Source organism: Actinoplanes sp. NPDC051851 (assembly GCF_040681165.1).
Classification (GTDB): Bacteria; Actinomycetota; Actinomycetes; order Mycobacteriales; family Micromonosporaceae; genus Actinoplanes.
Window position 1 is genome coordinate 21321 of sequence record NZ_JBFAYF010000067.1, and the last position, 25354, is coordinate 46674.

15 protein-coding genes and 2 pseudogenes are annotated in these 25354 nt (G+C 73.7%); 10 read left to right on the forward strand and 7 right to left on the reverse strand.

Translation table 11 applies throughout. The features are described 5' to 3' along the window. Positions 1 to 49: 49 nt before the first annotated feature. Positions 50 to 1630, forward strand: coding sequence for an APC family permease (locus AB0M08_RS39720; RefSeq protein ID WP_364505244.1), 1581 nt, complete (start codon positions 50 to 52; stop codon positions 1628 to 1630). Positions 1631 to 1675: 45 nt separating this feature from the next. On the opposite strand, the gene AB0M08_RS39725 is transcribed toward AB0M08_RS39720, so the two are convergent. From AB0M08_RS39725 to AB0M08_RS39735, 3 genes are all read right to left on the reverse strand, one after another. Further along, positions 1676 to 3727: a DUF4153 domain-containing protein gene (locus AB0M08_RS39725; protein ID WP_364505246.1), complete on the reverse strand. Its 2052-nt coding sequence runs from the start codon at positions 3725 to 3727 to the stop codon at positions 1676 to 1678. 182 nt (positions 3728 to 3909) lie between these two features. Beyond that, positions 3910 to 4725 (reverse strand): intradiol ring-cleavage dioxygenase, encoded by an 816-nt coding sequence (locus AB0M08_RS39730; RefSeq protein ID WP_364505248.1) that lies wholly within the window; start codon positions 4723 to 4725, stop codon positions 3910 to 3912. 139 nt (positions 4726 to 4864) lie between these two features. After that, the gene (locus AB0M08_RS39735) at positions 4865 to 7492 is read right to left on the reverse strand and encodes a BTAD domain-containing putative transcriptional regulator (protein ID WP_364505250.1); all 2628 of its coding nucleotides are present in this window, start codon (positions 7490 to 7492) and stop codon (positions 4865 to 4867) included. A gap of 154 nt (positions 7493 to 7646) precedes the next feature. Between AB0M08_RS39735 and AB0M08_RS39740 the strand changes: the two genes are divergently transcribed. The 3 genes from AB0M08_RS39740 (at position 7647) to AB0M08_RS39750 (ending at position 10390) form a co-directional block, all read left to right on the forward strand. Further along, positions 7647 to 8039: a hypothetical protein gene (locus AB0M08_RS39740; RefSeq protein ID WP_364505252.1), complete on the forward strand. Its 393-nt coding sequence runs from the start codon at positions 7647 to 7649 to the stop codon at positions 8037 to 8039. 189 nt (positions 8040 to 8228) lie between these two features. Next, positions 8229 to 9746, forward strand: a complete 1518-nt coding sequence (locus tag AB0M08_RS39745; protein WP_364505254.1) for a GAF domain-containing protein — start codon at positions 8229 to 8231, stop codon at positions 9744 to 9746. Between the two features lie 11 nt (positions 9747 to 9757). Continuing rightward, a complete protein-coding gene (locus AB0M08_RS39750) occupies positions 9758 to 10390 on the forward strand; it encodes a carbonic anhydrase (protein ID WP_364505256.1) in 633 nt (210 codons plus the stop codon). Positions 10391 to 10440: 50 nt separating this feature from the next. Here the strand turns inward: AB0M08_RS39750 and AB0M08_RS39755 are convergent, their stop codons facing one another. After that, positions 10441 to 10965, reverse strand: a complete 525-nt coding sequence (locus tag AB0M08_RS39755) for a ricin-type beta-trefoil lectin domain protein (RefSeq protein ID WP_364505257.1) — start codon at positions 10963 to 10965, stop codon at positions 10441 to 10443. 138 nt (positions 10966 to 11103) lie between these two features. Here AB0M08_RS39755 and AB0M08_RS39760 point away from each other — a divergent pair, with 138 nt between their 5' ends. The 3 genes and pseudogenes from AB0M08_RS39760 to AB0M08_RS39770 all read left to right on the forward strand — a co-directional run. Next, positions 11104 to 11895: an IclR family transcriptional regulator C-terminal domain-containing protein gene (locus tag AB0M08_RS39760; RefSeq protein WP_364505259.1), complete on the forward strand. Its 792-nt coding sequence runs from the start codon at positions 11104 to 11106 to the stop codon at positions 11893 to 11895. A gap of 308 nt (positions 11896 to 12203) precedes the next feature. Continuing rightward, positions 12204 to 15227: a BTAD domain-containing putative transcriptional regulator gene (locus AB0M08_RS39765; RefSeq protein ID WP_364505261.1), complete on the forward strand. Its 3024-nt coding sequence runs from the start codon at positions 12204 to 12206 to the stop codon at positions 15225 to 15227. A 1258-nt stretch (positions 15228 to 16485) separates the two neighbouring features. Beyond that, positions 16486 to 16653: pseudogene (locus tag AB0M08_RS39770) on the forward strand (hypothetical protein); the annotation flags it as partial. 109 nt (positions 16654 to 16762) lie between these two features. Here the strand turns inward: AB0M08_RS39770 and AB0M08_RS39775 are convergent. The 3 genes and pseudogenes from AB0M08_RS39775 to AB0M08_RS39785 form a co-directional block, all read right to left on the reverse strand. Continuing rightward, positions 16763 to 16936: pseudogene (locus AB0M08_RS39775) on the reverse strand (GTP-binding protein); the annotation flags it as partial. A 35-nt stretch (positions 16937 to 16971) separates the two neighbouring features. Next, positions 16972 to 19206, reverse strand: coding sequence for a dynamin family protein (locus AB0M08_RS39780; RefSeq protein WP_364505263.1), 2235 nt, complete (start codon positions 19204 to 19206; stop codon positions 16972 to 16974). A 238-nt stretch (positions 19207 to 19444) separates the two neighbouring features. Beyond that, a complete protein-coding gene (locus AB0M08_RS39785) occupies positions 19445 to 20437 on the reverse strand; it encodes an IniB N-terminal domain-containing protein (RefSeq protein WP_364505265.1) in 993 nt (330 codons plus the stop codon). Between the two features lie 246 nt (positions 20438 to 20683). Between AB0M08_RS39785 and AB0M08_RS39790 the strand changes: the two genes are divergently transcribed. The 3 genes from AB0M08_RS39790 to AB0M08_RS39800 all read left to right on the forward strand — a co-directional run. Further along, positions 20684 to 21844, forward strand: coding sequence for a hypothetical protein (locus AB0M08_RS39790; protein WP_364505267.1), 1161 nt, complete (start codon positions 20684 to 20686; stop codon positions 21842 to 21844). Beyond that, the gene (locus tag AB0M08_RS39795) at positions 21841 to 24372 is read left to right on the forward strand and encodes a LuxR C-terminal-related transcriptional regulator (RefSeq protein WP_364505269.1); all 2532 of its coding nucleotides are present in this window, start codon (positions 21841 to 21843) and stop codon (positions 24370 to 24372) included. Before AB0M08_RS39790 ends, AB0M08_RS39795 begins: the two co-directional genes overlap by 4 nt. Further along, positions 24369 to 25354, forward strand: a 986-nt coding sequence (locus AB0M08_RS39800; RefSeq protein ID WP_364505271.1) for a nitrate- and nitrite sensing domain-containing protein, incomplete at its 3' end; no start/stop codon positions are given. The genes AB0M08_RS39795 and AB0M08_RS39800, both read left to right, overlap by 4 nt.

Below are 25354 nucleotides of genomic sequence, written 5' to 3' on the forward strand. Positions count from 1 at the left end.
CGGGCGGATGTCAGCCTCCTCCTCAACCACGTGGAGCTGGAGGGTGTGCATGACGACCGAGGGACTCACCGCGGAGACGGTGGCGGAAGCGCCGAGATCCGCCAATACCCTCAAGGCTGGAGCGGTCGGGCTGGCCGGGGTGCTCTTCATGGCGGTGGCGAACGCCGCGCCGATCACCGCGATGACCGGGAACGTGCCGATCGCGGTCGGCTACGGCAACGGGACCGGGGCGCCGGCGGGCTTCCTCGTCGCCACCGTCGTGCTGACGCTCTTCACCGTCGGGTACGTCGCGATGGCGCGGCACATCACCACGGCCGGGGCGTTCTACGGGTTCGTCACGCACGGGCTCGGGCAGATGTGGGGCATGGCGACCGGCATGCTCGCCACGATGGCGTACGTCGTCTTCGAGGGGTCGCTGATCGGGATCTTCTCGTACTTCGGGAACTACGCGCTGAACGACTGGTTCGGCTGGGACGTCAACTGGCTGGTCATCGCGGTGGTCGGGATCGCGCTGATCGCGGTGCTCGGCTACTTCGACATCTCGATCGCGGCGGCCTTCCTCGGGTTCCTGCTGATCTGTGAGGTGGTGCTGCTGGCGGCGCTGGCCTTCTCGGTCCTGTTCAAGGGCGGCGGGCCGGACGGCCTGATGGCCTCGTCGGTCAACCCGGTCGAGGCGTTCTCCAACCTGACCGAGGGCGGCGGGCTCGGCGCGATGACCTCCGCGGGCACGCTGGTCGCGGCGGGCAGTGGCGCGCTCGGCCTGTTCTTCGCGTTCTGGTCGTGGGTCGGGTACGAGACTACCGCGGTCTACGGCGAGGAGTCCCGCAACCCCCGGCGGATCATCCCGCGCGCCACCCTGATGGCCGTGGTCGGTCTCGGGCTCTTCTACACGTTCGTCTCGTGGATGGTGATCGCCGGCAACGGCGCGAAGCAGTCGGTCGAGCTGGCGAACAACGACGCGATCGGCATGTTCACCCACCTGGCCGCGGCGAACCTGGGCGGGCAGTGGGTCACGTACGTCTACATGTTCCTGATGGTCTCCGGCTCGTTCGCCTGTGCGCTGGCGTTCCACAACGCCGCGTCGCGCTACCTGTTCGCGATCGGCCGGGAGATCCCGGCGACCATGAGGACGCTCGGCGCCACGCACGCCACGCACAAGTCCCCGCACATCGCCTCGGCCGTGCAGTCGGCGGTCACGCTGGTGCTGACGGTCGGCTTCTACTTCCTGACGGTGGGCGGCAGCGACCCGAGCCGGGGCGGCTACATCTACCTGTACGGCCTGCTCGCGCTCCTCGGCACGATGGCGATCCTGCTGGTGCAGACGATCACGTCGGTCGCGGTGATCTGGTACTTCCACGTCAAGAAGACCCACCCGGGCGACGGGATCACCACCGGCGTCATCCCGGCGCTCGGCGGTGTCGGCATGCTCTACGTGGTCTACCTGCTCTTCTCGAACATCGACTTCGCGGGCGGCGGCGCGGCGGGTTCGCCGTTCTTCAAGGCCATCCCGTGGATCGTGGTGGCGACGTTCGCGGCCGGGCTCGGCTACGCCCTGTTCCTGCGGGCGCGCAGCCCGCAGACCTACGCGGCGATCGGCCGTACCGTGATGGAGGAGACGCACGAACGGTGAGGGAGAGGCCCCGGCGGAAGCCCGCCGGGGCCTGACCGGAGCGGACTAGCGCCGGGTCTTGGGCAGGTCGTACTCGTCGGCGGCCTTGCAGTCGCGATGGTTGCCGACGGCGGCCGGCCCGGCCTTCTTCAGCGCCTCCCGGGCCTGTTCCCGGCCCAGGTTCCAGGCGTACCAGGGGTCGGGTTCCGACAGGTCGTCGGCGATCCAGCTGAGCGTGCAGCGCCGCAGCGGGTCGGGCAGCCCGGTCAGCGCGGGCGTGGCGTCGGCGGAGAGGGCCCGCAGGTACCACGCGTCGATCTTGCCGGTCTTCTCGTAGCGGACGATGTTGCGGCTGGCGGCGTAGTCCTCCGGGTCGAGGACGGCGAGGCCGAGCAGCATCAGCACGGCGAGGCCGACCGTGGCCCGCGGGATCCACCGGCCCCGCCAGCGGACGCCGGCCGCCGCGATCATCACGAAGACCGTGCCGAGCAGGATCTCGAAGGACATCACGAAGATGCGCTCGCCGGTGAAGCTGTAGACCTTCTGGTACGTCCACATCCGGGAGAGCGCCGACGCCACGATCACGATGCTCAGCGCGCAGAGCAGGCCGAGGACGGTACGCAGCAGGACCCGTTCCGCCGCGGTGTCCCGGCGGGCCCAGCGTGCCACGGCGCCGAGGACCGCCAGGGTCAGCAGCGTGACCAGGACGAGCTGCCAGAAGCCGCTGCGGGCGTACTCGGCGTAGCTGAGCCCGGAGGTCTTCAGCACGTGCTGATCGCCGCCGAAGAGCACGGTGAACTGGACCGCCACGAAGCCGGCGAAGAGCAGGACCAGGCCGAAGCCGGCCGGCGCCCACTCGACCAGGCCGAGCCGCCGGTCACCGTCGGTGTCCATACTGGTCGTCGTCGGGGGCGCCGAGAGCGTGTACGTCCCGGCGACCGCGACCAGGGCGCCGAGCACGGCCAGGAAGATCCAGCGGAAGATCGAGCCGATGTCGACATCGGGCACGGCGTCGTTGAGCAGCGTCGAGAACGCCACGTCCGCGGAGGAGAGCAGCCCGCCGAAGACGAGGAGCACGACGAGCGTGATCCCGATCGAGAAGACGACCCGGCGGACCATGCCCGCGTTCCGGCTCGCCTCGATGTGGCCGCGTACCCAGGGGATTCCCTTGAGGGCCGCGTACGGCACGGCGATCAGGCTGAACAGGATCGACCGGATCTGGCGTCCGCCGGCGATCGCCAGCGCGGTGCAGCAGAGCGCGCCGAGCACGCTGAACGTGGCCAGCCACCAGGCGTTCCGGACGGCCGGGACGGCGAGCAGCGCGAGCGCGGCGAGGGCCCAGGCCGCGCGGATCCAGCGTTCGGTCCGGGGCAGGGTGGCGGTGCCGCGGCGGACGACGAACCCGACACTCAGCGTGAGTACCAGCCAGGCCAGGAACCAGCCGATCCCGACGCGGTCCAGCGGCAGGAGGGTGGCGATGCCGATCGCGCTCACCAGCACGGCGGCGGGCACCGCGCGTCCCTTGACCCTCGCCGGCCCGGGCCAGTGCCTGTCGCGGAACCTCTCCCACGCGGTCGGCGGCGGCTGATACCGGGCGCCGCCCGCGCCGTAGACCCATCCGGGCGGCGGCGGAGCCGTGGTCCGTCTCGCCGTCGGCTTCGCTTCCTCCTCAACCTTCTCCGGTACGACCTCAGCGGGCTCGACGACCGCGGGCGTGGCGACCACGGGCTCCTCGGCCATCGGAGGCTCGGTCTCGGGCTGCTCGACCGCCGGAGTCTCGGCCGCCGGATCCTCGGCGACGAGAGCTTCGGCGGCGGGTTCCTCGACGGCGATGGGAGCCGCGACGGCGGCGGTCTCTGCGACGGGAGCCGCGACGGCGGCGGGGGCGGCCTGCTCGGTGGTGGGACCGACCGGCACCATCGGCAGGAAGACCGCATACCCGCGCGTACCGGAGGGAATGCGAATGGGGATCGCCCAGGCCGGCTCGCCCTCCGCGCCGGGCCAGACGATCGAGGGAACGGCCGCCGTCGGCGGCATGACCAGCAGCTGGGGCGCGTCGTGCTCGGGGCCCTCGGGGGCCGGATCCGTCGGATGTCGTTGCGGCGGTGGCTCGGCCACAGCACCCTCCTAGCTTGATCGGTCCGCACACTGTAGGGCTCCTGTGAGCCCTTGTCGACGACGGAACGAGACCGTTGCGCCGCTACGAAGGTGTATGGCACGAAACCGGGAGGGGCAAAGCAGTCTTAAGTGGTGCGATCCGGGGAGCGGACGATGCTTCCGTCGCCCGCTCCCCGGTCCGGTCAGCTCTCGTCGACCGCGATCGTCAGGCTCGCCGTGTAGCCCTCGGTGGCGCTGCCCGTCACCGTGGCCATCTGCTGGTCGTACCCGTCGCTGAACACGTTGTCGGTCGCGAGGGTGATCTGCGCGAGGTTGCTGACGCTGCTGGAGTAGCCGTCGGTCGCGTACGCCTCGTCGCAGACGTCCTCCGGGAAGCCGAGCTGCGAGGTCTTCACGATCGCGCCGGCGCCGCTGGTCGCGTCGTCCAGGGAGGCGTACACCTCGAAGTGGATGTGCGGCCAGCGGCCGAGGTAGCAACCCGGGAAGATCGTGGTGAAGCTGACCGTGCCGGAGGCGTCCGCCTCCTGGATGCCGCGCAGGTAGTTCTCGTCCGCGATCGCCGTGGAGTACAGCGAGTAGTTGCCGTCCCGGTCGCAGTGCCAGATGTAGACGGCCACGCCGGAGAGCGGGGTGCACTCCAGGTCCTCGACCGTGATGTTCACGGTCAGCGGGATGCCCTCGGCCACGCCGCTCGCGTCGCCGAACGAGGTGGTGATGTCGCTGCGGACCACGCCCTCCGCGGTGCGGATGTCGATCCCGTTGGTGCCGTCCGCCGGGTACGGTCCGTTCGTCTCGTCCGGCACCTCGGTGAGGTCGCAGGTGGTGTCGGCGTACGAGGTGGAGCGGTCGAAGAACATCCCGCCACCGACGGCGACCGCGGCGACCCCACCGGTGAAGCCGGCCAGCATCTTCCGGCGGCTCATCGTGCGCAGGTCGAACGCGAGCCCTTTGTCGTGGACCTCGCGGACGTACGCCTCGTTGTCATCTTTCTTCTGCATTATCTCTTTCCTCCGGTTGATCCCGGGACGACCGGCGTGCCCGATCGCCTCTGCCACAGCCGGGGATTGAAATAGTGAACTGTGTGAAAGTCATATGAATGACCTTTGTGTAGTCGAGGGGTGATGTCGACCGGATTGTCTACATCGATAGTTGACGATGTATCTCGTCCGCGTCGGGATGTCCCAGGTCACTGAGGATCGTCGCGGCCCGCTGCCAGGCCGCGCGGGCGTCCCGCGCGTCGCCGCCATCGAGCAGCACCGCGCCCAGCCGTCGCAGCGTGTCGGCCTCCTGGTAACGGTCGCCGCAGGCGGCGAACGCGGCGATCGCCGCCCGGAACTGCCGGACCGCCTCCGCCCGGTCGCCCCGCAGCCGGTACGCCACCCCGAGCGTGTCCCGGGTGAGCGCCGCCCCGAAGTCGTCGCCGAGCCGCTCCTGGATCCGCAGCGCCCGCCGCGCGTGATCGATCGCGGACTCGGCGTCGCCCAGGTGCGCGTGGTGCCAGCCGATCGCGTTGAGCACCACGGCCTCGCCCGGCGGATCGCCGAGTCCACCGAGGAGGGCGAGCGCCCGCTCGTCGTGGACCAGGGCCTCGGCGTGCCGGTGCTGGCGGGCGAACATCCGGGCGGTGGTCCGGTGCGTCGCGGCCAGCCCGGCCCGGTCGCCGGCCATCCCGAAGAGCCTCCGGGCGATCGCCAGCTCGTCGTCGGCCTCGGCGTACGCCCGCAGCCAGATCCGCGCGTTGGCCAGCCCCCGGCGCGCCTCGGCCTCCGCGCGGGCGTCGCCGAGACGGCCCGCGGCCCGGACGGCGATCTGCTGGAGGGCGAGCCGATCGTGCCAGCGCCCGCGCCGCTCCAGGTAGGTGATCATGCGGTCGACCAGGGTGAGTGCCAGGCGGTCCCCGGCCTGGGCGGCGCAGGCCAGCAGCACCTGGTGCTCCCGGTCGAACCAGGACAGATCGGCGGTACGCGCGGTCGCGGTGTAGTACTCCAGCATCCGGTCGCGGAACGGGGCCGGGTCGCCCGCGATCGCCGCCGCGTGCGCGCGGACCAGGTCGTGCATCCGGTAACGCCCCGGCTGGTACTCCTGCACGAGGTGCCCGTCGACCAGTTCGCGCAGCGCCGGGGCGAGCTCGGCACGGGGCCAGCCGGTCAGGTGCCGGAGCGCGTCGGCCCCGATCTCCGCGCCGGGCGCCACCCCCATCCGCCGGAACAGCTCGGCGGCACCGGGCCGGACCGCGGCGAGCGAGGTGGCGAGGACCGCGCCGAGTCCGACCGGCTCCTCGCGCAGCTCGGCGGCGAGCGCGGCGAGCGGCAGCTCCGGGGCGAGCAGCGCGCGCCCGGCCACGATGCCGAGGGCCAGGGAGAGCCCGGCGCAGTGCCGGACCAGCTCGGCGACGGCCGCCGGCTCCGCGTCCGGGCGTTCCGGGCCGAGGTGCCCGGCGAGCACCTGCTCGGCCTCCACGTCGTCGAGCGTGCCGAGCGGCACCGGCCGCGCGCTGTGCCCGGTGACCAGGCCGGCCAGCCCGGTCCGGCTGGTGATCAGGGTGGCGCAGCCCGCCGAACCGGGCAGCAGCGGGACGACCTGCTCGGGCGTCCGCGCGTCGTCCAGCACCACCAGCATCCGGCGCCCGGCGACCAGGCTGCGGTAGAGCCCGGTCTGGCTGTCCGGGTCCGGCGGCAGCCCGGCGGCGGTCACGCCGAGCCCGGCGAGGACGCCCCGGACGGCGGCCTCCGGCGCGAGCGGATCGCGGCCCGGGTCGAAGCCGCGCAGGTTGACGTAGAGCTGGCCGTCCGGGAACCGGTGGGCGTTGTCGTGTGCCCAGCGCAGTGCCAGCCAGGTCTTCCCGACCCCGCCCGGCCCGTGCACCAGCGCCACCCGCGCGCCGCCGCCGTCCCGGCCGGAGAGCACGCCGCCGAGCCGGGAGAGTACGGCGGACCGTCCCCGGAAGGCCGCCGGGAGTGGCGGCAGCTGCCGGGGCACCACGCCGGGAACGGCCGGACGGGAAGCGGCCGGTGCGGCGCCCACCTGCGGCCGGGGACCGGCCGGTGGAGCACCTTCCCGCAGCATCCGCTGGTGCAGCCGCTGCAGCGAGGGCCCGGGGTCGATGCCGAGCTCGCCGGCGAGCCGGTGCCGGACCCGCCGGTAGTGCTCCAGCGCGTCGGCCCGCCGCCCGCTCCGGTAGAGCGCCAGGATCAGCTGACCGGCCAGCCGTTCGTCGAGCGGGTCCTCGGCCGCCCGTGCGGTGAGCACGCCGACCGTCTCCGCGTGCCGTCCGTCCGCGAGCAGCAGGTCGATGTGATCACGTTCGGCCGCCTGCCGTTCCCGGGCCAGCTCCGCACGCACCTGGGCCGCCCACGGGCTGTCCAGACGGCCGAGCGGTTCACCGCGAAAGAGACCGAGCGCCTTCCGGTACGACGCCGGATCGCCCCCGGCGCGTGCCGCAGCCGCGAGACCCCGGAACCGGTGCAGGTCCACCGCGAGCGGATCGACGGTCAGCAGGTAACCCGCCGTCTGGCGGAGGATCGTCGCGCCGCACGGTTCGAGCGCCTGCCGGAGCCGGCACAGGTAGGCCCGCGTGGTCTCCCGGGCCCGGCGCGGCGGATCGGTGCCCCAGACCCGCTCGACCAGGCAGCCGGCCGGCACACAGCGTCCGGCGTCGACGGCGAGCGCCGCCAGCACGTAGGTCTGCTTCGGATGCCCGGCGTCGACCGTGGCGCCGTCGCCGAGCACCTCGATGTCGCCGAGCAACCGGATCTCCGCCGTCACCGCGCCTCCCGGGCACAGTCTCGGCGGGTCCGGGGCGTGCCGCAGTCACGTACCTGACCTGCGGTGCAACGTCCGTACAACGGCCGCCCAACGGGGCCGGTGGACGGTGGGAACCGACACCGGCGAACGACGCCGGCGACGAGGGGGAGGAACCATGAGGAACGACGCGCAGGACAGCACCGCCGCACTGAGCACGGCGAGCACCGCGAGCAAGACCGGGAAGAAGTACCGGGTCCAGCTGACCTCGCTGACCTGCCACCGCAAGCAGGACGCGATCGGCCACGACGAGCCGCAGGTCCTGGTCAACGGCGTCACCGTGTACGGCCCGGGCGACATCGGCAAGGGCGAGACCGTCGACCTGCGCCCGCGCTCGGCGGTGTTCACCTCGGTGGCGCACATGGCGCTGGTCGAGGCGGACCCCGGCGCGGACGACGAGTTCGGCCTGGTCACCGCGATCCGCGCGCAGTCCGGCAAGGGACCGCAGCGCGGCGAGTTCCACCTGCCGGGCGCCGACTACGAGATCACCTTCCAGGTGGTGCCCGCCTGATCAGGAGCGGACACGTGGCCCGGCACCGGTCGACGGTGCCGGGCCGCCGAACGTCTGACTTAACGCCGGTTCGCTCACCTTGCCGCGGCCGCTGCCGACCCTTCTGCTCGACCGGGCGGCCGAGAGTGCCGCTCGCCCATGGAGGGGAGCACGGTGTTCGGTTCCAGGAAGCAGACAGCGTCCAGCCGGTTGACCGCGGAGCTGACCGAGGCGCGCGAGGACGTCGAGGCGGTCACCGCGATCGTGCGGGCGATGGAGTCCTGCACGACGCCGGAGGATGCGATCGGCACCGCGCTCTCGCTGGTCCGCGAGCGGTTCCACTGGGCGTACGGCTCGTACTGGCAGCTGGACCCGGCCGCGAAGCTGCTGCGGTTCGCGCAGGAGAGCGGCACGGTCACCGACGAGTTCCGCAAGGTCACCCTGGAGGCCGCGTTCGCCGAGGGCACCGGGCTCTCCGGTCGCGCCTGGCGCGCCCGCGACCTGGTCTTCGTCAAGAATCTCGCCGATCTGACCGACTGTGTCCGCGCCCCCGCCGCGACCCGGGCCGGCGTCCGCAGCGGCATCTGCTTCCCGATCATCGAGGACGGCCAGGTCGTCGGGACGATGGACTTCTTCTCCACCGAGGAGCTGGACCTGTCGGCCAGCCGGCTCGCCGTGCTGCGCGCGGTCGGCGTGCTGGTCTCCGCCGCGCTGGTCCGCCTGCACGAGGTGGTGCAGCAGGAGAAGGCCGCGCAGGACGTCGAGGCGGTCTCCACGGTGATCCGGCAGATGACCGAGGCGCACACCCGGGACGACGCGCTGCGCTCCGCGCTGGAGACGATCCGCGCCGACTTCGACTGGCAGTACGGCTCCTTCTGGGCGCTGGACGAGGACGCGAACGTGCTGCGGTTCGCGCTGGAGTCGGGCGACGCGGGCGCCGAGTTCCGCCGGGTGACCATGTCCGCCTCGTTCGCCCGCGGCGTCGGCCTCTCCGGTCGTGCCTGGGCCCGTGGCGACCTGGTGTTCGTCGAGGACCTGGGCGAGCTGACCGACTGCGTACGCCGTCCGGCGGCCCAGGCCGCGGGCGTAAAGTCCGGCGTCTGCCTGCCGATCCGTGTCGGTGGCCAGATCGTCGGCACGATGGACTTCTTCGCCACCCGGACGCTGATCATGTATCCGGGGCGGGAGGCCGCGCTGCGCAACACGGCGTTCCTGGTCGGGCAGGCGCTCGAGCGCTTCAACTCGACCGAGCAACTGCGCACCGCCGGCCGTACGCTCCTCGACTCGATCGCCGAGGTGGAGCGGAACGTCGCCTCCGCGTCGACCGTCGCGGCCGGCGGTGAACGGCTCACCGTGGAGGCCAACGACCAGGTGGCCGCGCTGGGCCAGGCGAGCGCCGAGATCAACCAGGTGGTCCAGGCGATCCAGTCGATCGCCGCGCAGACCAACCTGCTCGCGCTCAACGCCACCATCGAGGCGGCCCGCGCCGGTGAGGCCGGCAAGGGCTTCGCCGTGGTGGCCGGCGAGGTCAAGGAACTCTCCGGCGAGACCGAGCGGGCCACCACCGAGGTCAGTGAGCGGGTCGGCACCATCCAGGCCCGGGTCGGCGCGGTGGTCGCCTCGCTGGCGCAGATCCAGACCGCGGTCGAGCAGATCAACGAGACACAGAGCCTCATCAACGGGGTCCTTCAGGAGCAGCGTGCCGTGACCGGCGCCCTCCTCAACTGATCGGAGTACGTATGGCGACAGACGAGCGTTACACCGAGCACACCACGTGGGCGCAGCTGCGGGAGGGCAACGCCCGGTACATGGCGGGCACGAGCGCGGCCGACATGCGCCGCGGCGCGAACCGTCGCGCCGAACTGGTCGGCTCCCAGGCGCCCTCGGCCCTGGTGTTCGGCTGCTCGGACTCCCGGGTTCCGGTCGAGATCCTCTTCGACCAGGGGCTGGGCGACCTGTTCGTGGTCCGGACCGCGGGGCACGTGATCGACGGCGCGGTGCTCGGCTCGATCGAGTACGCGGTGGAGATCCTCGGTGTGCCGCTGATCGTGGTGATGGGGCACGACGGGTGCGGCGCGGTGGCCGCCGCGATGGCCATGGTGGACGAGGGGAAGGTGCCGCCCGGGTCGATCCGCGACGTGGTCGAGCACATCGCCCCGGACATCGTGCGCGCCCGGTTCGCCGGCGACCGGACCTTCGAGGGCGCCGTCGAGCAGCACGCGCGCTACTCGGTGGAGCTGCTGCGGGAACGCTCGGCGCTGGTCGACGGCGCGGTCCGGGCCGGTCGCCTGACCGTGGTGCCGGCCTGGTACTCGCTGCGCACCGGTCAGGTCGCCGAGGCGCTGCCTCTTCCGGCGCTGCTCGCGGCGTGAGGTCGTACGCGGAAGGCGGGCGGGAAGCGGCCCGCCCGCCTCCGCCACCGTCAGTCGAAGTCGTCGGGTGACCGGAACGTCCACCGCTGGCTGTCGGTCTGCGTGTCCACGGAGTTGACCGTCACCGGGCTCCCGTTGGTGGTTCCGGGGGCGTCCAGAACCTTGTCGAACTTGACGTTCTTCAGGCGGTTGTTCCTCACCCGCCACTGCTGGGCCACTCTCCGGGACGAGTCGCAGTCGAAGATGACCACCCTGCCGCTGCTCCTCGCCTCCAGGCAGCGGTCGCTGTCGGAGCTGCGCAGCTCGAAGGTCGTCTTGGTGATCCAGTTGCGTTCCCACTGCTGATTGACCTGGTCGGGGGTGATGCAGGCCCAGACCTGCAGCCTGGTGCCGTTGCCGCCGCTGGTCTGGTTCGGGACGTCGAGGCAGAGCGTGGACTTCCTGTTGAACAGGTACCAGGGACCGTCGTCCTCCGGGTTGTCGGCGGCCGACGCCGCGGTGGCCGGGACGAGGACGGACGCGACGAGGGCGAGAGCGGTGCCGGTGCGGGCGATACCGATGAGCCAGGGGTTCATGACACTCCTTGGTCGAGCGGCTGGTGCGTGACCAGCGTCGCCACGAAGGGAGGGCCGGAACCACACCGGCGGGTCACTCAGTGACACGGGAGCCGGAACTTCCCTCTACTGGGCTTTATCGGACACGACAATGGCACTGTGGACGACGGAACGGTCTGCGGCCGGATGGTCGCGATCCTCGACGCCGTCGGTGCCCTCGGTACCGAGGCGACCCTGGCCGCTGTCACTCTCACCACCGGGATCCCGAAGCCGACCGTTCGCCGGATAGCCGCCGGCCTGGTCGCCCGGGAGCTTCTCGAACGGACCCGCGCCGGCTACCGGCTGGGCGGGCACACACTGGCGCTGGGGTTGCGCGCGGCCGAGCAGCACGGGCTGCGCGACGCCTCCACGCCGTACCTGCAGGACATCTTCGCGCGTACCCGGGAGGTGGCCTGGATCAGCACCGTCTCGGACACCGAGCTGGTCGTGGTGAACAGCGCCTTCGGCGGCAACCGGGCCGAGGAGGTGCGCCGCGCCCGATGGCCCGGCGTGGTCCGGGACGGCCGGTTCCTCTCCTCCGCGGCGGGCCGGCTGGTGCTGGCAGACCGCCCCGAACTGGCCGACCGGTTGCGTGACCGGCCGCTGCCCGCGCTCACCCGGTACACCCCGACCGCGTGGTCCCGGCTCCGCAGCCTGGTGGACGAGGTCCGCGACACCAACGTCGCGGTGGAGAGCGAGGAGTCCGCCCTCGGGTACGCCTGCGTGGCCGCCGGTCTCCGCGCGCCGGACGGCACCCTGATCGGGATGGTCGGTGTCACCGGGCGTACCGGGGGCTTCGACCCGGCCCGCTTCCGGGGCCACCTGCTCTCCGCCGCCACCGCGATCAGCGGCTCCCTCGACGCCGCCGACCCGCCGCCGGCCCGCATCGTGCCTGCTGGGCGCGGCGTATAGCGAACGTATGGCGTGCGGATGCCGCGGTGCCCGAGCATCAGAACCACGCCGTTCCCGCTGGGACGATCAAAAGGTAACGGGGCTCGAACGGCGACCGGTGGGTGGGAGACGCCGATGCGCCCGATCGCGCATCCCGCCCGCGGGTCCGCTCGCGCGGAACCGCCCGGTCTCGGTGGGGCACGGGGCTCTCCGAGGCGGAGGCGTGCGCGAGGGACGTGCTGTCCGGTGGCGGGCCGGGCGGCGCGTCCCGTTCGACCGAAATCTACATATGATCGACTTTTGCTGGCGTCGCCGATAACCTGGCCGCGATGCCATCCGACAGCGTGCACTACCGGATCCTGGGCAGTGTGGAGGTATGGCTCGGCGACGCGCGGGCGGCCGTGGCCCGGCCCCGGCACCGGGCCGTCCTGGGATACCTGCTGCTCAACGCCGGACGGGTGGTCACCGTCGAGGCCCTCGCCGAGGCGATGTGGGGTGGCGCCGAACCGGCCACCGCACGTTCTCAGCTGCAGGCCGACGTCTCCGCGATCCGCCGGGCCGGCGACGGCCGTCTCGCGCTGCTCAGCCACAGCGGCGGCTACCTGCTGCAGGCCGGTCCGGACCAGGTCGACCACCTGCGATTCGGCGCCCTCAAGGCCGGCGCGCGCGAGCTACCGCCCGCCGAGCGGGTGGCCCGCCTGCGGGAGGCGCTCGCACTCTGGCGTGGCCCCGCCTTCGCGGACGCGTCCGGGGCGTACGTCATCGGTGCCCGCCGCCGGCTGGACGAGGAGCGGCTGGCCGCCTGGGAGGACCTCTTCGACGCCGAGCTCGAGGTGGGCCGGCACCGGGAGATCGTGCCGGAGCTGGCCGGGATGGCCCGCGACGAGCCCACCCGCGAGCGGCTCTGGATCGCGCTGATGCTCGCGCTGCACCGCTGTGGACGGCAGGCCGACGCGCTGGCCGCGGGCCGGGAGCTGCGCCGCTTCCTCGCCGGCGAGCACGGCCTGGAGCCGGGCCAGGCGTTCGTCGCGGCCGAGCGGTCGATCCTGCAGTCGGACGGCGCCGCCGAGGGGGACCGGCCCGCCGAGGCCGTGCCGGTCGTCCCGGCGCAGCTGCCGCCGGACATCGCCGACTTCACCGGCCGGGAGCGCGAGGTCGCCCACCTCGCGGGCGCGCTCGCCCAGGACGGCACGACACGGCCGATCGTGACGATCACCGGGATGGGCGGGGTCGGCAAGAGCACGCTCGCGGTGCACGCCGCGCACCGGGCCGCCGGCGCGTACCCCGACGGCCAGCTCTACGCGCGGCTGCACGGCACCGAGGCGCACCCGGTCGAGCCGGGCGATGTGCTGGCCCGGTTCCTGCGGGCGCTCGGCGTGGACGAGCGTGCCATCCCGATCGACCTGACCGCCCGGGCCGACGCGTACCGGTCGCGTACCGCCGGGCGGCGGGTGCTGGTGGTGCTCGACGACGCCGCCGACGAGGCGCAGATCCGCCCGCTGCTCCCCGGCGGCACCTCGTGTACGGCCCTGGTGACCAGCCGCTCCGGCCTGGACGGTCTGGAGAGCGCGCAGCGCGTCCAACTCGGCGTCTTCTCCGACGACGAGGCGGTGGCGCTGCTCGGCCGGGTCGCCGGCGCACACCAGATCGACGGTGAGCCGGGGGAGAGCGCCGCGATCCTCGGCCTGGTCGGGCGCCTGCCGCTCGCCGTCCGCATCGTCGGCGCCCGGCTGCGGTCCCGCCCGGCCTGGCCGATGTCCCGGCTGACCAGCGCGCTGCGCGACGAGCGGCGCCGCCTCGACCACCTGGTCGCGGGCGATCTGGCGGTGCGTACCTCGATCGCGTCCAGCTACCACGCGATCGGCGAGCCGGGCCGCCGTCTCGCCCGGCGGCTCAGCCTGTTCGCGATGCCGGACTTCCCGTCCTGGCTGGCCGCAGCGGTCACCGGCACGCCGGTCGCGGAGGCCGAGGACCTGCTGGAACGGCTGGTCGACGCGCACCTGCTGCTCGACGCGGGCACCGACGCGACCGGCGGCGGCCGCTACCACTTCCACGACCTGGTCTGGCTCTACCTGCGGGAACGTGCCCGGGACGAGGAGCCGGACGGCGGCGACGGCGTGCTGCGGACCGGGCTCGGGGCGTACCTGTGGTTCGCCCGCAAGATGAGCGAGCTGATCCCGGGCCCCTGCTACGCCGCCGTGCACGGCCAGGCCGTCGAGACCGGCGTCGACGGGCTCGGCAGCACCCTCGACCCGCTCGACTGGTTCGCTGCCGAGCGCGTCTCGCTGCTCGCCGCGACCCGGCAGGCCTGCGACCTCGGCGCCATCGAGGTCGCCTTCGACCTGGCCGGCTGCCTGGAGAAGTACTTCGACATCCGGGGCGTCTACATCGACTGGCGCGCCACCAACGACCTCGTGCTCGCCGCCTGCCGCGACGCCGGGCACGTGCTCGGCGAGGCGGTCATGCTGCGCGGCCTGATCGAGCTCGCCACCTGGCACGAGGCGGACCACCCGGGCGCCGCGATGGAGCGCATGCTCCGCGACGCCGACCGGCTCTTCGCGCTCTTCACCGAGGCCGGGCACGGTCCGGGGATGGCCGACGCCGCGGTGGACCAGGCGTGGGCGCTGGCCGCGAAGGGCGACTACGAGCGGGCCGCCGAGCGCGCCGAGGCCGCGATCCGGCTCGCCGAGCAGCACGAGCACCTCGGTGGCCGGGCCCGGGCGCACGTCGCGCGGGCCGTCGTGTACGGCGAGTCGCTGGCGCTGCCCGAGGCCGAGCACCACCTCGGCGTGGCCCTGGAACTGGCCCGTAAGCTGGGCAATCAGCGGTACGTGGCGACCACGCTGCAGTTCATCGGCGTGCTGAACACCCGGGCCGGCCGCCGGGACCCGGCGATCACCGCGCTGAACGAGTCGCTGCAGATCCTGCGGCGCTACCAGGACCGGTACGCCGAGGTGCTGACCCTGCTCACGCTGGCCCGGGCGTACCTGCCGGCCGAGCCCGCGCGGGGTTTCGCGAGCCGGGCGCTGACCATCGCCCGCGAGTACAACCTGCCGCACCACACCGCGGACGCGCTGGGCGTGCTCGGCGAGATCGAGCTGGCCGAGGGCAATCACGCGGGCGCGGTCGGCCATCTGGAGTCGTCGGTCCGGCTGTGGCGCGAGCGGGGCTGGCCGGCCTTCCTCGCCGACGCGCTGCGTAAGCTGGGCGACGCCCAGATGCGGACCGATCCGGACGGCGCGCGGCGGGCTTTCGTCGAGGCCCGCGCCACCTACGAACGCCTGGGTCACACGTCGAGCGTGGCGGAGCTCGATGCCCTGATCAGCGACCTCGACCGCATCTCCCGCTGTTAGAGCACCTTTTCCGGTACGTCGGCCCGCGCGTTCCCGCCTACCTCGCCGCGCGTTCCCGCCTACCCTGCCGCGTGCTCCCGCCTACCTGCCGCGCGTTCGCGCGTACTGGAAAGCGGTTTTGATCATGATCCTGCGGGTGTGGCGAGACGGTCGAGACGATTCGCGATCATGTCGCAGCTGCGCAGGACGATCTCGGCCGCACGGCGCGGGGCGGGTGACAGTGTGTGACCGTGGGCGAGCGTGCGCCAGCGTTCCGAGGCCGCCAGCGCCGCGGTCCAGGAATCGTCCGCGGTGGCCTCCGGCGGCACGCCGAGACGCTCGCCGACGCTGATGCCCGCGCCGCCCAGCAGCCGGTGGGCGTCCACGGCATGCTCACGCGGCAGGGTGACCCGCCCGGAGCGCAGCGCGGCGAGCAGGCGCAGCTCGCGGACCTCGTGCGTCTCGGCGGCGAGCAGCTCGAGACCGGTCAGCAGCTGCCCGGCCGGCGGCACCCGGTGCGTCCGCAGCACCTGATCCAGAACGGTCAGCACGGACCGGGCACGCAGCACCGACCGGCGCGCGGTGAAGAACCCGGCGATCGAGGTCTGCAGCTCCTTGAGTCCGCTGTGCTCCTGCAGCCGCTCGGCGAGCACGGCCGGGCCGTCGCAGCCGGTCCGGACCAGCGTGACCGCCAGCCGGACGCCGCCGAGACCGTACCGTTGCAGCAGGCTCACCCGCCGCTGCGCGCCGACCGGGGGCAGCGCCGTGGCCGCGGTGAACCGGTCGGTGGAGAGCAGGTGCGGCTCGGACTCGCTCCGGGGCAGCGCGGCGAGGACGGCGAAGGCCTGGAACTCGTCCGGGGTCAGGGTGCGCGCGGCCGCCGCGACCAGCGGGGAGACGGCGACGACGTCCTGGCAGAGCGCCGCGGTCCGCGGTTCGCGCCGGGTGCGCCGGGCGGCCTGCCGGGCGGTCAGCATCGCGTCCACCCGGCCGCCGCCGGTGGCGTCGGCCCGGGAGAGGGCGACCATGACGTGCACGGGCTCGGTGGCCCAGGGCCCGCGGGGGCCGGTCGCACTCCGCAGTGCCCGGAGGTCCGCCTCGCCGAGCTGCGGGGTGACGTAGAGGACCGCGTCCGCGTCGTCCAGCGCCCGCCGCAGCGGAAGCCCGGTATCGATCAGCTCGGTCCGCCGCAGGACCCGGCTCGGCCAGGCGACGACAGCTCTCGCCCCGCTGTGCCCGGTTCCGCCGTGCCCGGTTCCGCCGTGCCCGGTTCCGCCGTGCCCGGTTCCGCCGTGCCCGGTTCCGCCGTGCCCGGTTCCGCCGTGCCCGGTTCTGCCACGGCCGGTTCCGTTGTGCGCCGCGCTGCCGTGGCCGGCCACTGTCCCGTCGGGCGCTTCTTCCCCGCGTGGGGTATCCGCATATCCGAAATGTCGGTTATCAGGAGTGAGGCGGAGGCCGTCGGCGGTCTGTGTCACCGGGGTCTCGGTGCCGTTCCACCAGGCCCGCGGTGCGGTCCCGTCCCGGTAGGTCACGCTCTCCGGCCGCTCGCCGCCCAGCTCGACCGGCGCCAGACCGTCCCCGACCAGCGCGTTCACCAGCGTCGACTTGCCGGCCCGTGCGGGCCCGGCCACCGCCAGCCGCAGTGGCCCGTCCATCCGCTCGAGCAGGGCGCGCACCAGCGCCGCGGCCTGTGGGACGCCCCGGTAGACGTGCGCCGCCTCGGCGAGCAGCCGGTGGGTGCGCTGTTCCACCTCCTCGTCGTCGATCACAGGGCCTGCGCCTGGGTGTGCAGCTCGGTGAGCGCCGCCAGCTCCTGCTGAACCCGGCGAAGCCGCTGCTCCCGGGCGGCGGCGTCCTGATCGGCCGCGGCCTTCGCGTTGCGCAGCGAGTCCATGATGCTCTCCTGCAGATCCTCGGTGACCGCGGTGAAGTGATCACGCAGCGCCCGCTGGGCCCGCCGCACGGTATCCCGCGCCTCCTTGTTCAGCCGCGCGAAGACATCGTCCACATGACGTCCCACCAGCACTTTCGCGTCGGCCTGCCGCTTTTTCAGCAGTGACCTGCTCTCGTCCCGGATGGTCTTGCCCCCGAAGATCGCCCCGCCGCTCACCGAGATCGGGTTGATCATGGACATCCCGGCGAGGCTGGTCATCAGACCGAAGACCACCACTCCGCCGTACGATCCCCGCAGCCCGATGAAGAGCTTCTGCCCCGGGCTGAACCTCGCGACCGGCGGGGCGCCCAGCCCCGGCACCGTGTCGTCCAGCGCGTCCTCGGCCGCGACCAGGGCCGGCGGCGGCAGCACCTCGCCCGCCTCCGCCGGGAACTGTCCCGCCACGCGCTGCGCCGTCCACGCGGTCCGCTCGGCGAGCCAGTTCGTGCTGGTCTCGGCGAGCTCCTGCAACGACTGCCGCAGCCAGGGCTCGAACTCGTCCCACGACTTGGCCGGATCCGCCGTGGCGAAGTACTCCTCGGCCCCGGCCAGCACCGCCCGGGTCCGCTCCCGCAGATCGTGCTCGATATCGGACATCAGATCCCCGATCTCGTCCGAGAGCGTGTTCTGCCACCGCACGGCGCACTTCCGCAGGTCATCGAGCCGCCGCTGGGTCGCGTGCAACCGCGCCACCGCCTCCGGCACCCCGGCGTCCCGCTGCTCGGTCAGCTCCTTCCGCAGCGGCACCGCCAGCTCCTGCAGCACGATCCCGCTGAGCCGCCCGACGGTCTTGCGCGCCAGCTCCCCGGACTTGGCCGCCACCATCCGCTGCAGGTACACGACGAGCTCGGGAAACCCGGACTCACCGTTGAGCGCGGCGTCCCCGCTCCGCAGCGCGTGCAGCCGCAGCGCCGAGGAGACCGCCGTGGTCGCCGCCGGAACCCCTTCGCGCGCGAGCCGGGCGCGCCCCTCCGCCAGATTCCGCCGCCAGTCCACGGCGTAGTCCGTCTTGCTGAACACGACGAGCAGCCCCGGATACACGCGGCTCAGCCCTCGCAGCAGCACCAGCTCGTCATCGCGGAGCCCACGCTCGCCCTCACAGACGTAGACGACGAGATCCGCCCCCGCGCAGGTGGCCAGATCGGTGAGCCCGGCGACCCCGCCCGCACTGCCCGCGCTGCCCGCGCCCGCCCCGCCCGTGTTGCCCGCGCCCACGCCGCCCGCACTGCCCGCGCCCACCCCGCCCGTGCTGCCCACGCCGCCCGCGCCCACGCCGCCCGTGCTGCCCGCGCCCACGCCGCCCACGCCGCCTGCACTGCCCGTGCCCGCATTGCCTGCGCTCGCACTGCCTGCGCCGCCCAGATTGCCCGGGCCGCCCACGCCGAGCGTCGGTATCACGGAGTTGATCGTGGTCGTTCCGTGTGTGAGCGGGCCGTGCACCGCCCGAGCGCCGGTGCCGGGCACGGGGGTGGGCGCGTGCTCGTCCGGGCCGGGCAGCGGCGGCGTGTCGATCAGCACCAGACCACCGGCGAGCAGCGCGCGGGGGACGGACACCTCGGCGTGCACGGGGGTACCGGCCGGAAGCCGGGCCGTGCTCTCCATGATCGAGGCGCCGAGGGTCTCCAGCCCGAGCGGGAGGCGATCCTGCCGCCCGACCTCGGCCGTCCAGTCGGCATCAGCCGCTCCGCGGCGGACCAGTTCGGCGCCGGGCGACTCGGCGTGCCGCACCACGGTCGGGACGGCGGTACCCCCGTTGTCCACACCGCACACCCCGGCATTGATCAGCGCGTTGATAAGCTGGCTCTTGCCCTGCTGGGCGCCGCCGACGACGAGTACTCGCAGCTGAGGGTGCAGCAACTGCGCCCGCCGCCGCGACAGCCACTCGGCCATCTCGGTGCGCCCGTGCGCCGCGCTCGTCCGAATCGTCGCGTCGAGCACGTCCAGCCAGAGCAGGCCCCCGGCGCCCCGCAGCGGGTCCGGCTCCGTCCGGGACGACGGCACCGGTAGCGGCGGGACGAGGGAGACCGGACCCGCATAGGCCGTGGGTCCGGTCTCCCAGTTCGTCATCCGTACGCGCTCCACTCTCTCGATCCCCACCCCGGCATCACCGGGCTCTACACCCGCGGAGGACACCCGCGGAGGACACCCGCGGAGGACACCCGCGGAGGCCGGCTCCGGGTATGGCTACCGAGCGCCCGGTCGCGGCCCGAGGCCGTCACCGATGCCCCCTGCGCACCAGGCGACCATCATGCCCGCCGGGTACCCCTGTGTACCGGGCGGCCATCCGGGTCCGCCGGGCCGGACCCTAGAGGTGCAGGTCGCCCAGGAGTCCGTGGGTGGCCTGCTGGCCGGCCTCGTCGATCGCCGATGCCGTGCCGGAGAGCGTGTCCCCGACGGTGCTGGTGACACCACTGACCGTGTCGTGCACGGTAGCGGCCGGATCCTGTGTCAACGCGTGCCCCAGGTCCGGTTTGATCACTGACTCGATCGAAGAGGTTGCCCCGCCGACCCCGGAGGCGTCAAGGCCCGGGATGTGATCGAGCCCGGCTGCCGACCCGGCACCGCCGATGGCGTGCAGCCCGTTGTCGAGCAGGCCCGCCGGGCTGGTACCGAGACCCGGAAGCGCGCCCCCGAGCAGCGAACCCGCGCCGGCCACGGCCTCGCCGATGGTGTGCTCGAGCGGCTGGTCGACACCGCCGATCCCACCGCCGCCGATTCCGCCGATCCCGCCGATGGAACCGGCGGAACCGGCGGAGCCCACCGCGCCGACGGAGCCGACCGCGCCGGCCATACCGGTGGCACCTGCCGCGTCGGCGGCGTGTTCGACCGTGCCGACGACGGTGCTGTCCAGGTGCTGAGCGGGGTCGTTACCCGCCGAGAGACCGGCGAGCCCGTGCAGGCCGAACGAGGTGCCGGAGACCACGGCGGCGCCGAAGTGGTCACCGGCCACACTGATCGCGGCGGCCGTGTTGAAGCTGACGCTGAGATCGCCGCTCAGGTGCGCCGGGGTCAGCGCGACCTGTGAGGTGATCGCCTGCAACTGGGACACGGCACCGGCCACGTCCAGGTTGGCCACCCCCGTGGTCAGGTCGTCGGTGCCGGCCAGAGGGGCGTGCAGGCCGGTCACCGGCGCCGAGTCGACGACCAGCGGGATCACCTGCTGGACGTCGGCGGCGGTGATGTCACCCAGGCCGGCCGCGTGCAGCGCCGACTCGGGGTCGAGCTCGAAGGCTGAGCGTGCGGTCGGGTCGTAGATCAGATTGAGTACGAATTCCTGCAACGTGGGAAACGAATCCATGAGGCTCCTTCAAGCTTCAGGTCGTGGCGCCGGATCGGCACTGCATCAGACCGTACGGCCGGAGGCGCCCCGCGGGCATCGGGCCGCAGCCCCCTCATCCCGATCCGGGATCGGTGACCGGAACCCCGGCCGGATTAGGGGATTGGGGGAATCCACAGGCGACTTTTTTGGGGGGACGTTCCTGCTCCGGCATCTGGTACGAACGTCTCGACTCACCCGGTCGCACAGTGGTGGAGGAGTGACGACGTGCCCTACGTCCTGGGGATCGACATCGGAGCCGGCAGCACCCGGGCTGCCGTCTGCCGCCGCGCCGACGGGCCGGCCCGTGGCTGGGGGCCGCCGCAGCCCGTCACGCTCGGCATGCGGGCGCGCTCGGTCTCCTCGACGCTGGTGATGACGCCGGCGGGCGACGTCCTGCCCGGCGACATGGCCCGCGAGCTCGCCGAGAGCGCGGTCGGCGGCTATCTGCGGCTGGTGGGCGACAACACGCCGCTGCTCTTCGGCGGCGACTACTACCCGGCGCACGGCATGGTCGCCGCGCTGGTCCGCTGGGTGGTCGACCGGGTCTGGCAGCAGTGCGACGAACCGCCCGAGCGCATCGCGTTGGCGTATCCGTCGGGCTGGGGCGCCGGGCGGCTGCACCTGGTGCACGCCGCGCTCGCCGAGGCCGAGCTTCCCCAGACGGCGCTGGTCACCCGGGCCCGGGCGGTGGTGGAGAGCCATCAGGCGGCCGGCCGGGTGCCGGCGGCGGGCGGCCTCCTCCTGGCGTACCGGATCGGGGGTTCGACCTGCGAGGTGACCGTGGCGGCGCCGCACGGCCCGGGCCGGCTCGAGCTGCTCGGCGGCGCCCAGGTCGACGACACCGGCGGCTTCGACGTCGAGGACGCCGCGCCGGCCGACGCCCGGGCGATCCTGCAACCCACGGTGGAGCTCGCCGAGCACGCGGTGCGGGGCTGCGGTGTCGCGCCCGGTGATCTTTCCGCGGTCTTGATCGCCGGAGGCTCCGCGCCCGTGTATTCCCCTGTGTCCGATCTGCTCGCCGCGGCCTTCCCGGTGCCGGTGCTGCGTGATCAGGACCCGTCGATGACCGTGGCCGCGGGCGCCGCGCTGGCCGTGCGACCGCAGGTCCGCCGTCCGGCCCCGCCACCGCGTGCCGATACGCCGGATGCCGCGAAGCCGCCGGAACCGGCGGTGATGGCGGCGGTGGCGGCCATGCCGACCGACGCGTGGCCGCAGATCACCCATGGCGGACAGGTCACCCACGGCGGGCAGATCACCGCTGGCGGGCAGGTCACCCACGGGCAGGTCACCCACGGCGGGCAGGTCACCCGTGGTGGGCAGGACGCGTCCGCCCGGCCGCCGCGTCCGCCGGTGACGATCTCCGCGGTTCGGGAGCGCGCCCGATGACCGCGCCGGTGGCTACCCTCACCCCGGCCGCCGAGCTGCTCGCCCGGGTGGCCGCGGACCCGCTCGCCCCGTTGCTGGCCGTGGTCGGTGCGCCGGGCGGCTACGGCAAGACCGGGCTGCTGCACGAGCTGACGGCGATCTGGGACCGCGCCGGGGTGACCGTGGTGACCCCGTGGCGGGCCGCCGAGACGACCGGCGAGCGGGTGATGCTGGCCGACGACGCACACCGGCTCGGTCCGGCGAGGCTGAACGACCTGCGGGCGTACGCGGAAGTGCCCGGCGCCCGCCTCGTGGTGGCGTATCGTCCCTGGCCGCGGCCGGACGGCCTGACCGAATTGGTGGAGTCGCTGCGCCGGGCCCGTCCGCCGGTGCGGCTGCCCGCGCTGAGTGCCGAGCGGGTCCGGGAGCGGCTGGCCGTGACCGTCGCCGACCCGTCGGCCGAGCTGGTCGCGACGGTGACCGAGCAGACCGGGGGAGTGCCGCGCTACGTCGCCCGGGTCGCCGCCACGCTCACCCCGGCCGATGCCGCGGCCTGCCGGGTGCCGGTGGCCGCGCTCGCCGGCTTCGCCGCCGATCTCGACGAGCTCGACGCCGGCGTACGCACCCTGCTGCTGGCCGCCGAGGCCGGGGCCGGACTCTCCTTCGACCTGGTGGCGGCGCTGCTCGGCCGGGACGCCGCGACCGTCGCCGAGCTGGTCGACGCCGGCCGGGCCACCGGTCTGCTCGCCGCCGACGGCACGCTGGTGCCGCTCGCCCGGCACGCGATCGCGGCGCTCGCCCCGATCGGGCAGCGCATCGACGTCCGCCAGAGGCTGGCCGCGCTGCAGCTGGCCCGGGGCGGACCGGTGCTGCCGCTGGTGCGCCCGCTGCTGCGCGACGGCGGCGGCCTGACGGCGAGCGCGGCCGACGGTGGACTGGTGGCCGGCGCCGCGGCCGGTGGGCTCGGCCGGGTCTACGAGGCGGCCGGCGAGGAGGCCCTCGGCGACGATCCGCGACTGGCCGCCGAGCTGTTCGCGGCCGCCGCCGGGGCCGGCCGGGGCACCGCCGCCCGGCGCGCCCTGGCCACCGCCCTCGCCGGCGACCTCGACGAGGCGTCCCGGCTCGCCGACCAGGCCATCGCCGCCGGCGCCCCGGACCAGCGGGCCGAGGCCGCCTACGTGGCCGCGGCCGTGCTCACCCAGCGCGGCCAGTCCGTGCACGCCGCCGCGCTGTACCAGTGGTCGCCGTCCCCGGTCACCGCCGCCTTCGCCGCGATCAACCTGATCGGTTCCGGTCAGCGCGCCCCTGTCATCGCGTCGGATCCGATGGCACCGACGACCCTCGGCGCGCCCGCTCCCGCTCCCGCGGCCCCGGCCGGGGTCGCCCCGCCGACGCTGCTCAGCTCGGCCGCCGCGCTGATGGCCCGCGGCATGAGCGAGTCCGTCGAGGGCACGCCCACCGCGGCGCTCTCCGCGCTCACCCAGGCCTCGATGATGATCGAACCGGCCGGTCCGACCGTGCTGTTGCCGGACACCCCGGCGGCGCTGGGCGCGACGATCGCCCTGCACTGTGCCGAGCTCGACACCGCCGACGCACTGCTGGCCCGGGCCGTGCGCGCGGGCACCGGCGGCGCGCTGCTGGCCGGGCGGCACCGGCTGCTGCAGGCGTGGGTGCTGATGCAGCGCGGTCACGTGGACCGGGCCGGGGCACTGCTGCCGGACTCCGGTCCGGGCCGTGACCGGCTGTTCGGCAGTGCGTTGCGCGCCGGGCTCACCCGCCGGGCCAGCGACCTGGTCGGGTTGCGCAGCTGCTGGCCGGACGCCTGCCACGCGCTGATGGGGCAGCCGGTCGACCTGCTCACCCTGCTGCCTCTGGGCGAGCTGGCCGTCGCCGCCGCCCGCCTCGGTGAGCAGCACCGCGTCGCCGGGCACCTGGCCGAGGCCGAACGGCTGCTGGGCGCTCTCGGTGACCCTCCGCTGTGGAGCGCGCCGCTGCACTGGAGCCGGCTGCACGCCGCGGTTCTCGCCGAGGACCACGATCTCGCCGTCCGGTACGCGCAGGCGCTGACCGGCGTGCGCGGCTTCAGCCCGTACACCGCCGCGGTCGCGGATGCCGCCGGCCAGTGGCTCGACGTGCTGGGCCGCCGGGCCGACCCGGACGCGGTGATCGCCGCGGCGCAGGGGCTGAGCGCGCTCGGGCTGATCGGCGACGGTGCCCGGCTGGTGGGACAGGCCGCCATCCGTACGCCCGACCGCAAGGCGATGACCCTGCTGCTCGACTGCGCGCGGGCGCTGCGCGAGCGGGTCGCCGGGCAGAGCGCGCCGCCCGCCGAGGGGGACTCGTCGCACCTGCTCAGCGAGCGGGAGCGGGAGGTCGCCGCGCTGGTCGTGGATGGGCTGACCTACAAGCAGGTGGCCGAGCGGCTCTACCTGTCCGCCAAGACCGTGGAACACCACATGGCCCGGATCCGGCAGCGTCTCGCGGTCACCAGCCGCCCCGAACTGCTGACCCGGTTGCGTACCCTTCTCGGCCCCGAGGACGAGCGATGAGCACCCGTACGAAGATCGTCTCCGGCCTGGCACTGCTCGTCGCCCTCTGGGTGGCGGCCGCCGCCCCCGCCTTCGCCGCCGCGATGCGGGTGATGTCCGCCCGGATCACCGCCGCGCACCTGGCCGGACCGGCCGGCACCCTGACCCTGTCGCTGGAGACCGAGCGACGGCTGGCGGCGGCCGGCGCCACGAGCGCGGAGACGGACGCCCAGCGGGCGGAGGCCACCGCGCAGCGGGCGGAGACCGAGCAGGCCCGGCAGCGGCTGCAGACCGCCCGGGACGGCTGGATCGGCTGGCTCGCCGACTCCGACGCCACCCGCCAGGCCGATGAACTGCTCGCGAACACCGCAGGGCTGCCCGGCCGGGTCACCGGGGTCGACGCGGTCGAGGCCTACACCCCGCTGGTCGGGACCTCGGTCGTCTACCCCGATCAGGCGGGCGACGCGGCACCCGCCCTGACGGCGCTGAGCCGCTCCCGGCAGCTCCTGGCCGAGGAGGACGCCTGGCTGGCCGCCGTGTCCGGAAAGGACCAGCTGACCGAGAAGGATCGGGTACGCCTCGCCGCCCTGGCCGGCGCGCGACGCGAGCTCCTCGACGAGGCCGGTACGGGCCTGCCCGCCTCGGTCGCCGCGCGCTACCGGGAACTGGCCGAGGACACGACCCTGACCACGGCCGAGAACGCGCTGATCAACGCCGGCTCCAGCGACTCCAGTGACTCCAGCGGATCGAGCGGCTCCAGCGGATCGAGCGGCTCGCGCGGGGCAGACGAGGCCGGTGAGCCGAACGATGCGAGCGAGTTGGACGACCAGGGCAGAGCGGCCTGGGCCACCACGTTCAACGGGGCCAATACCGCGCTCTGGGAGCTGCAGACCGACGGTTCCCAGGCGGCGGCGCACGACGGTGCCGCAGACGCGGTGCTCGCCGCCGTGCGGGCCGGACTGGTCGGCGGTGTCGGGCTGATCGCCGTCATCGCCGTCCTGGT

Coding starts and splice junctions, on each gene's coding strand:
- AB0M08_RS39780 (WP_364505263.1), bottom strand. CDS start 19,206: ATGACGAACTGGGAGACCGGACCCACGGCCTATGCGGGTCCGGTCTCC.
- AB0M08_RS39795 (WP_364505269.1), top strand. CDS start 21,841: ATGACCGCGCCGGTGGCTACCCTCACCCCGGCCGCCGAGCTGCTCGCC.
- AB0M08_RS39740 (WP_364505252.1), top strand. CDS start 7,647: ATGAGGAACGACGCGCAGGACAGCACCGCCGCACTGAGCACGGCGAGC.
- AB0M08_RS39720 (WP_364505244.1), top strand. CDS start 50: ATGACGACCGAGGGACTCACCGCGGAGACGGTGGCGGAAGCGCCGAGA.
- AB0M08_RS39765 (WP_364505261.1), top strand. CDS start 12,204: ATGCCATCCGACAGCGTGCACTACCGGATCCTGGGCAGTGTGGAGGTA.
- AB0M08_RS39755 (WP_364505257.1), bottom strand. CDS start 10,965: ATGAACCCCTGGCTCATCGGTATCGCCCGCACCGGCACCGCTCTCGCC.
- AB0M08_RS39730 (WP_364505248.1), bottom strand. CDS start 4,725: ATGCAGAAGAAAGATGACAACGAGGCGTACGTCCGCGAGGTCCACGAC.
- AB0M08_RS39785 (WP_364505265.1), bottom strand. CDS start 20,437: ATGGATTCGTTTCCCACGTTGCAGGAATTCGTACTCAATCTGATCTAC.
- AB0M08_RS39750 (WP_364505256.1), top strand. CDS start 9,758: ATGGCGACAGACGAGCGTTACACCGAGCACACCACGTGGGCGCAGCTG.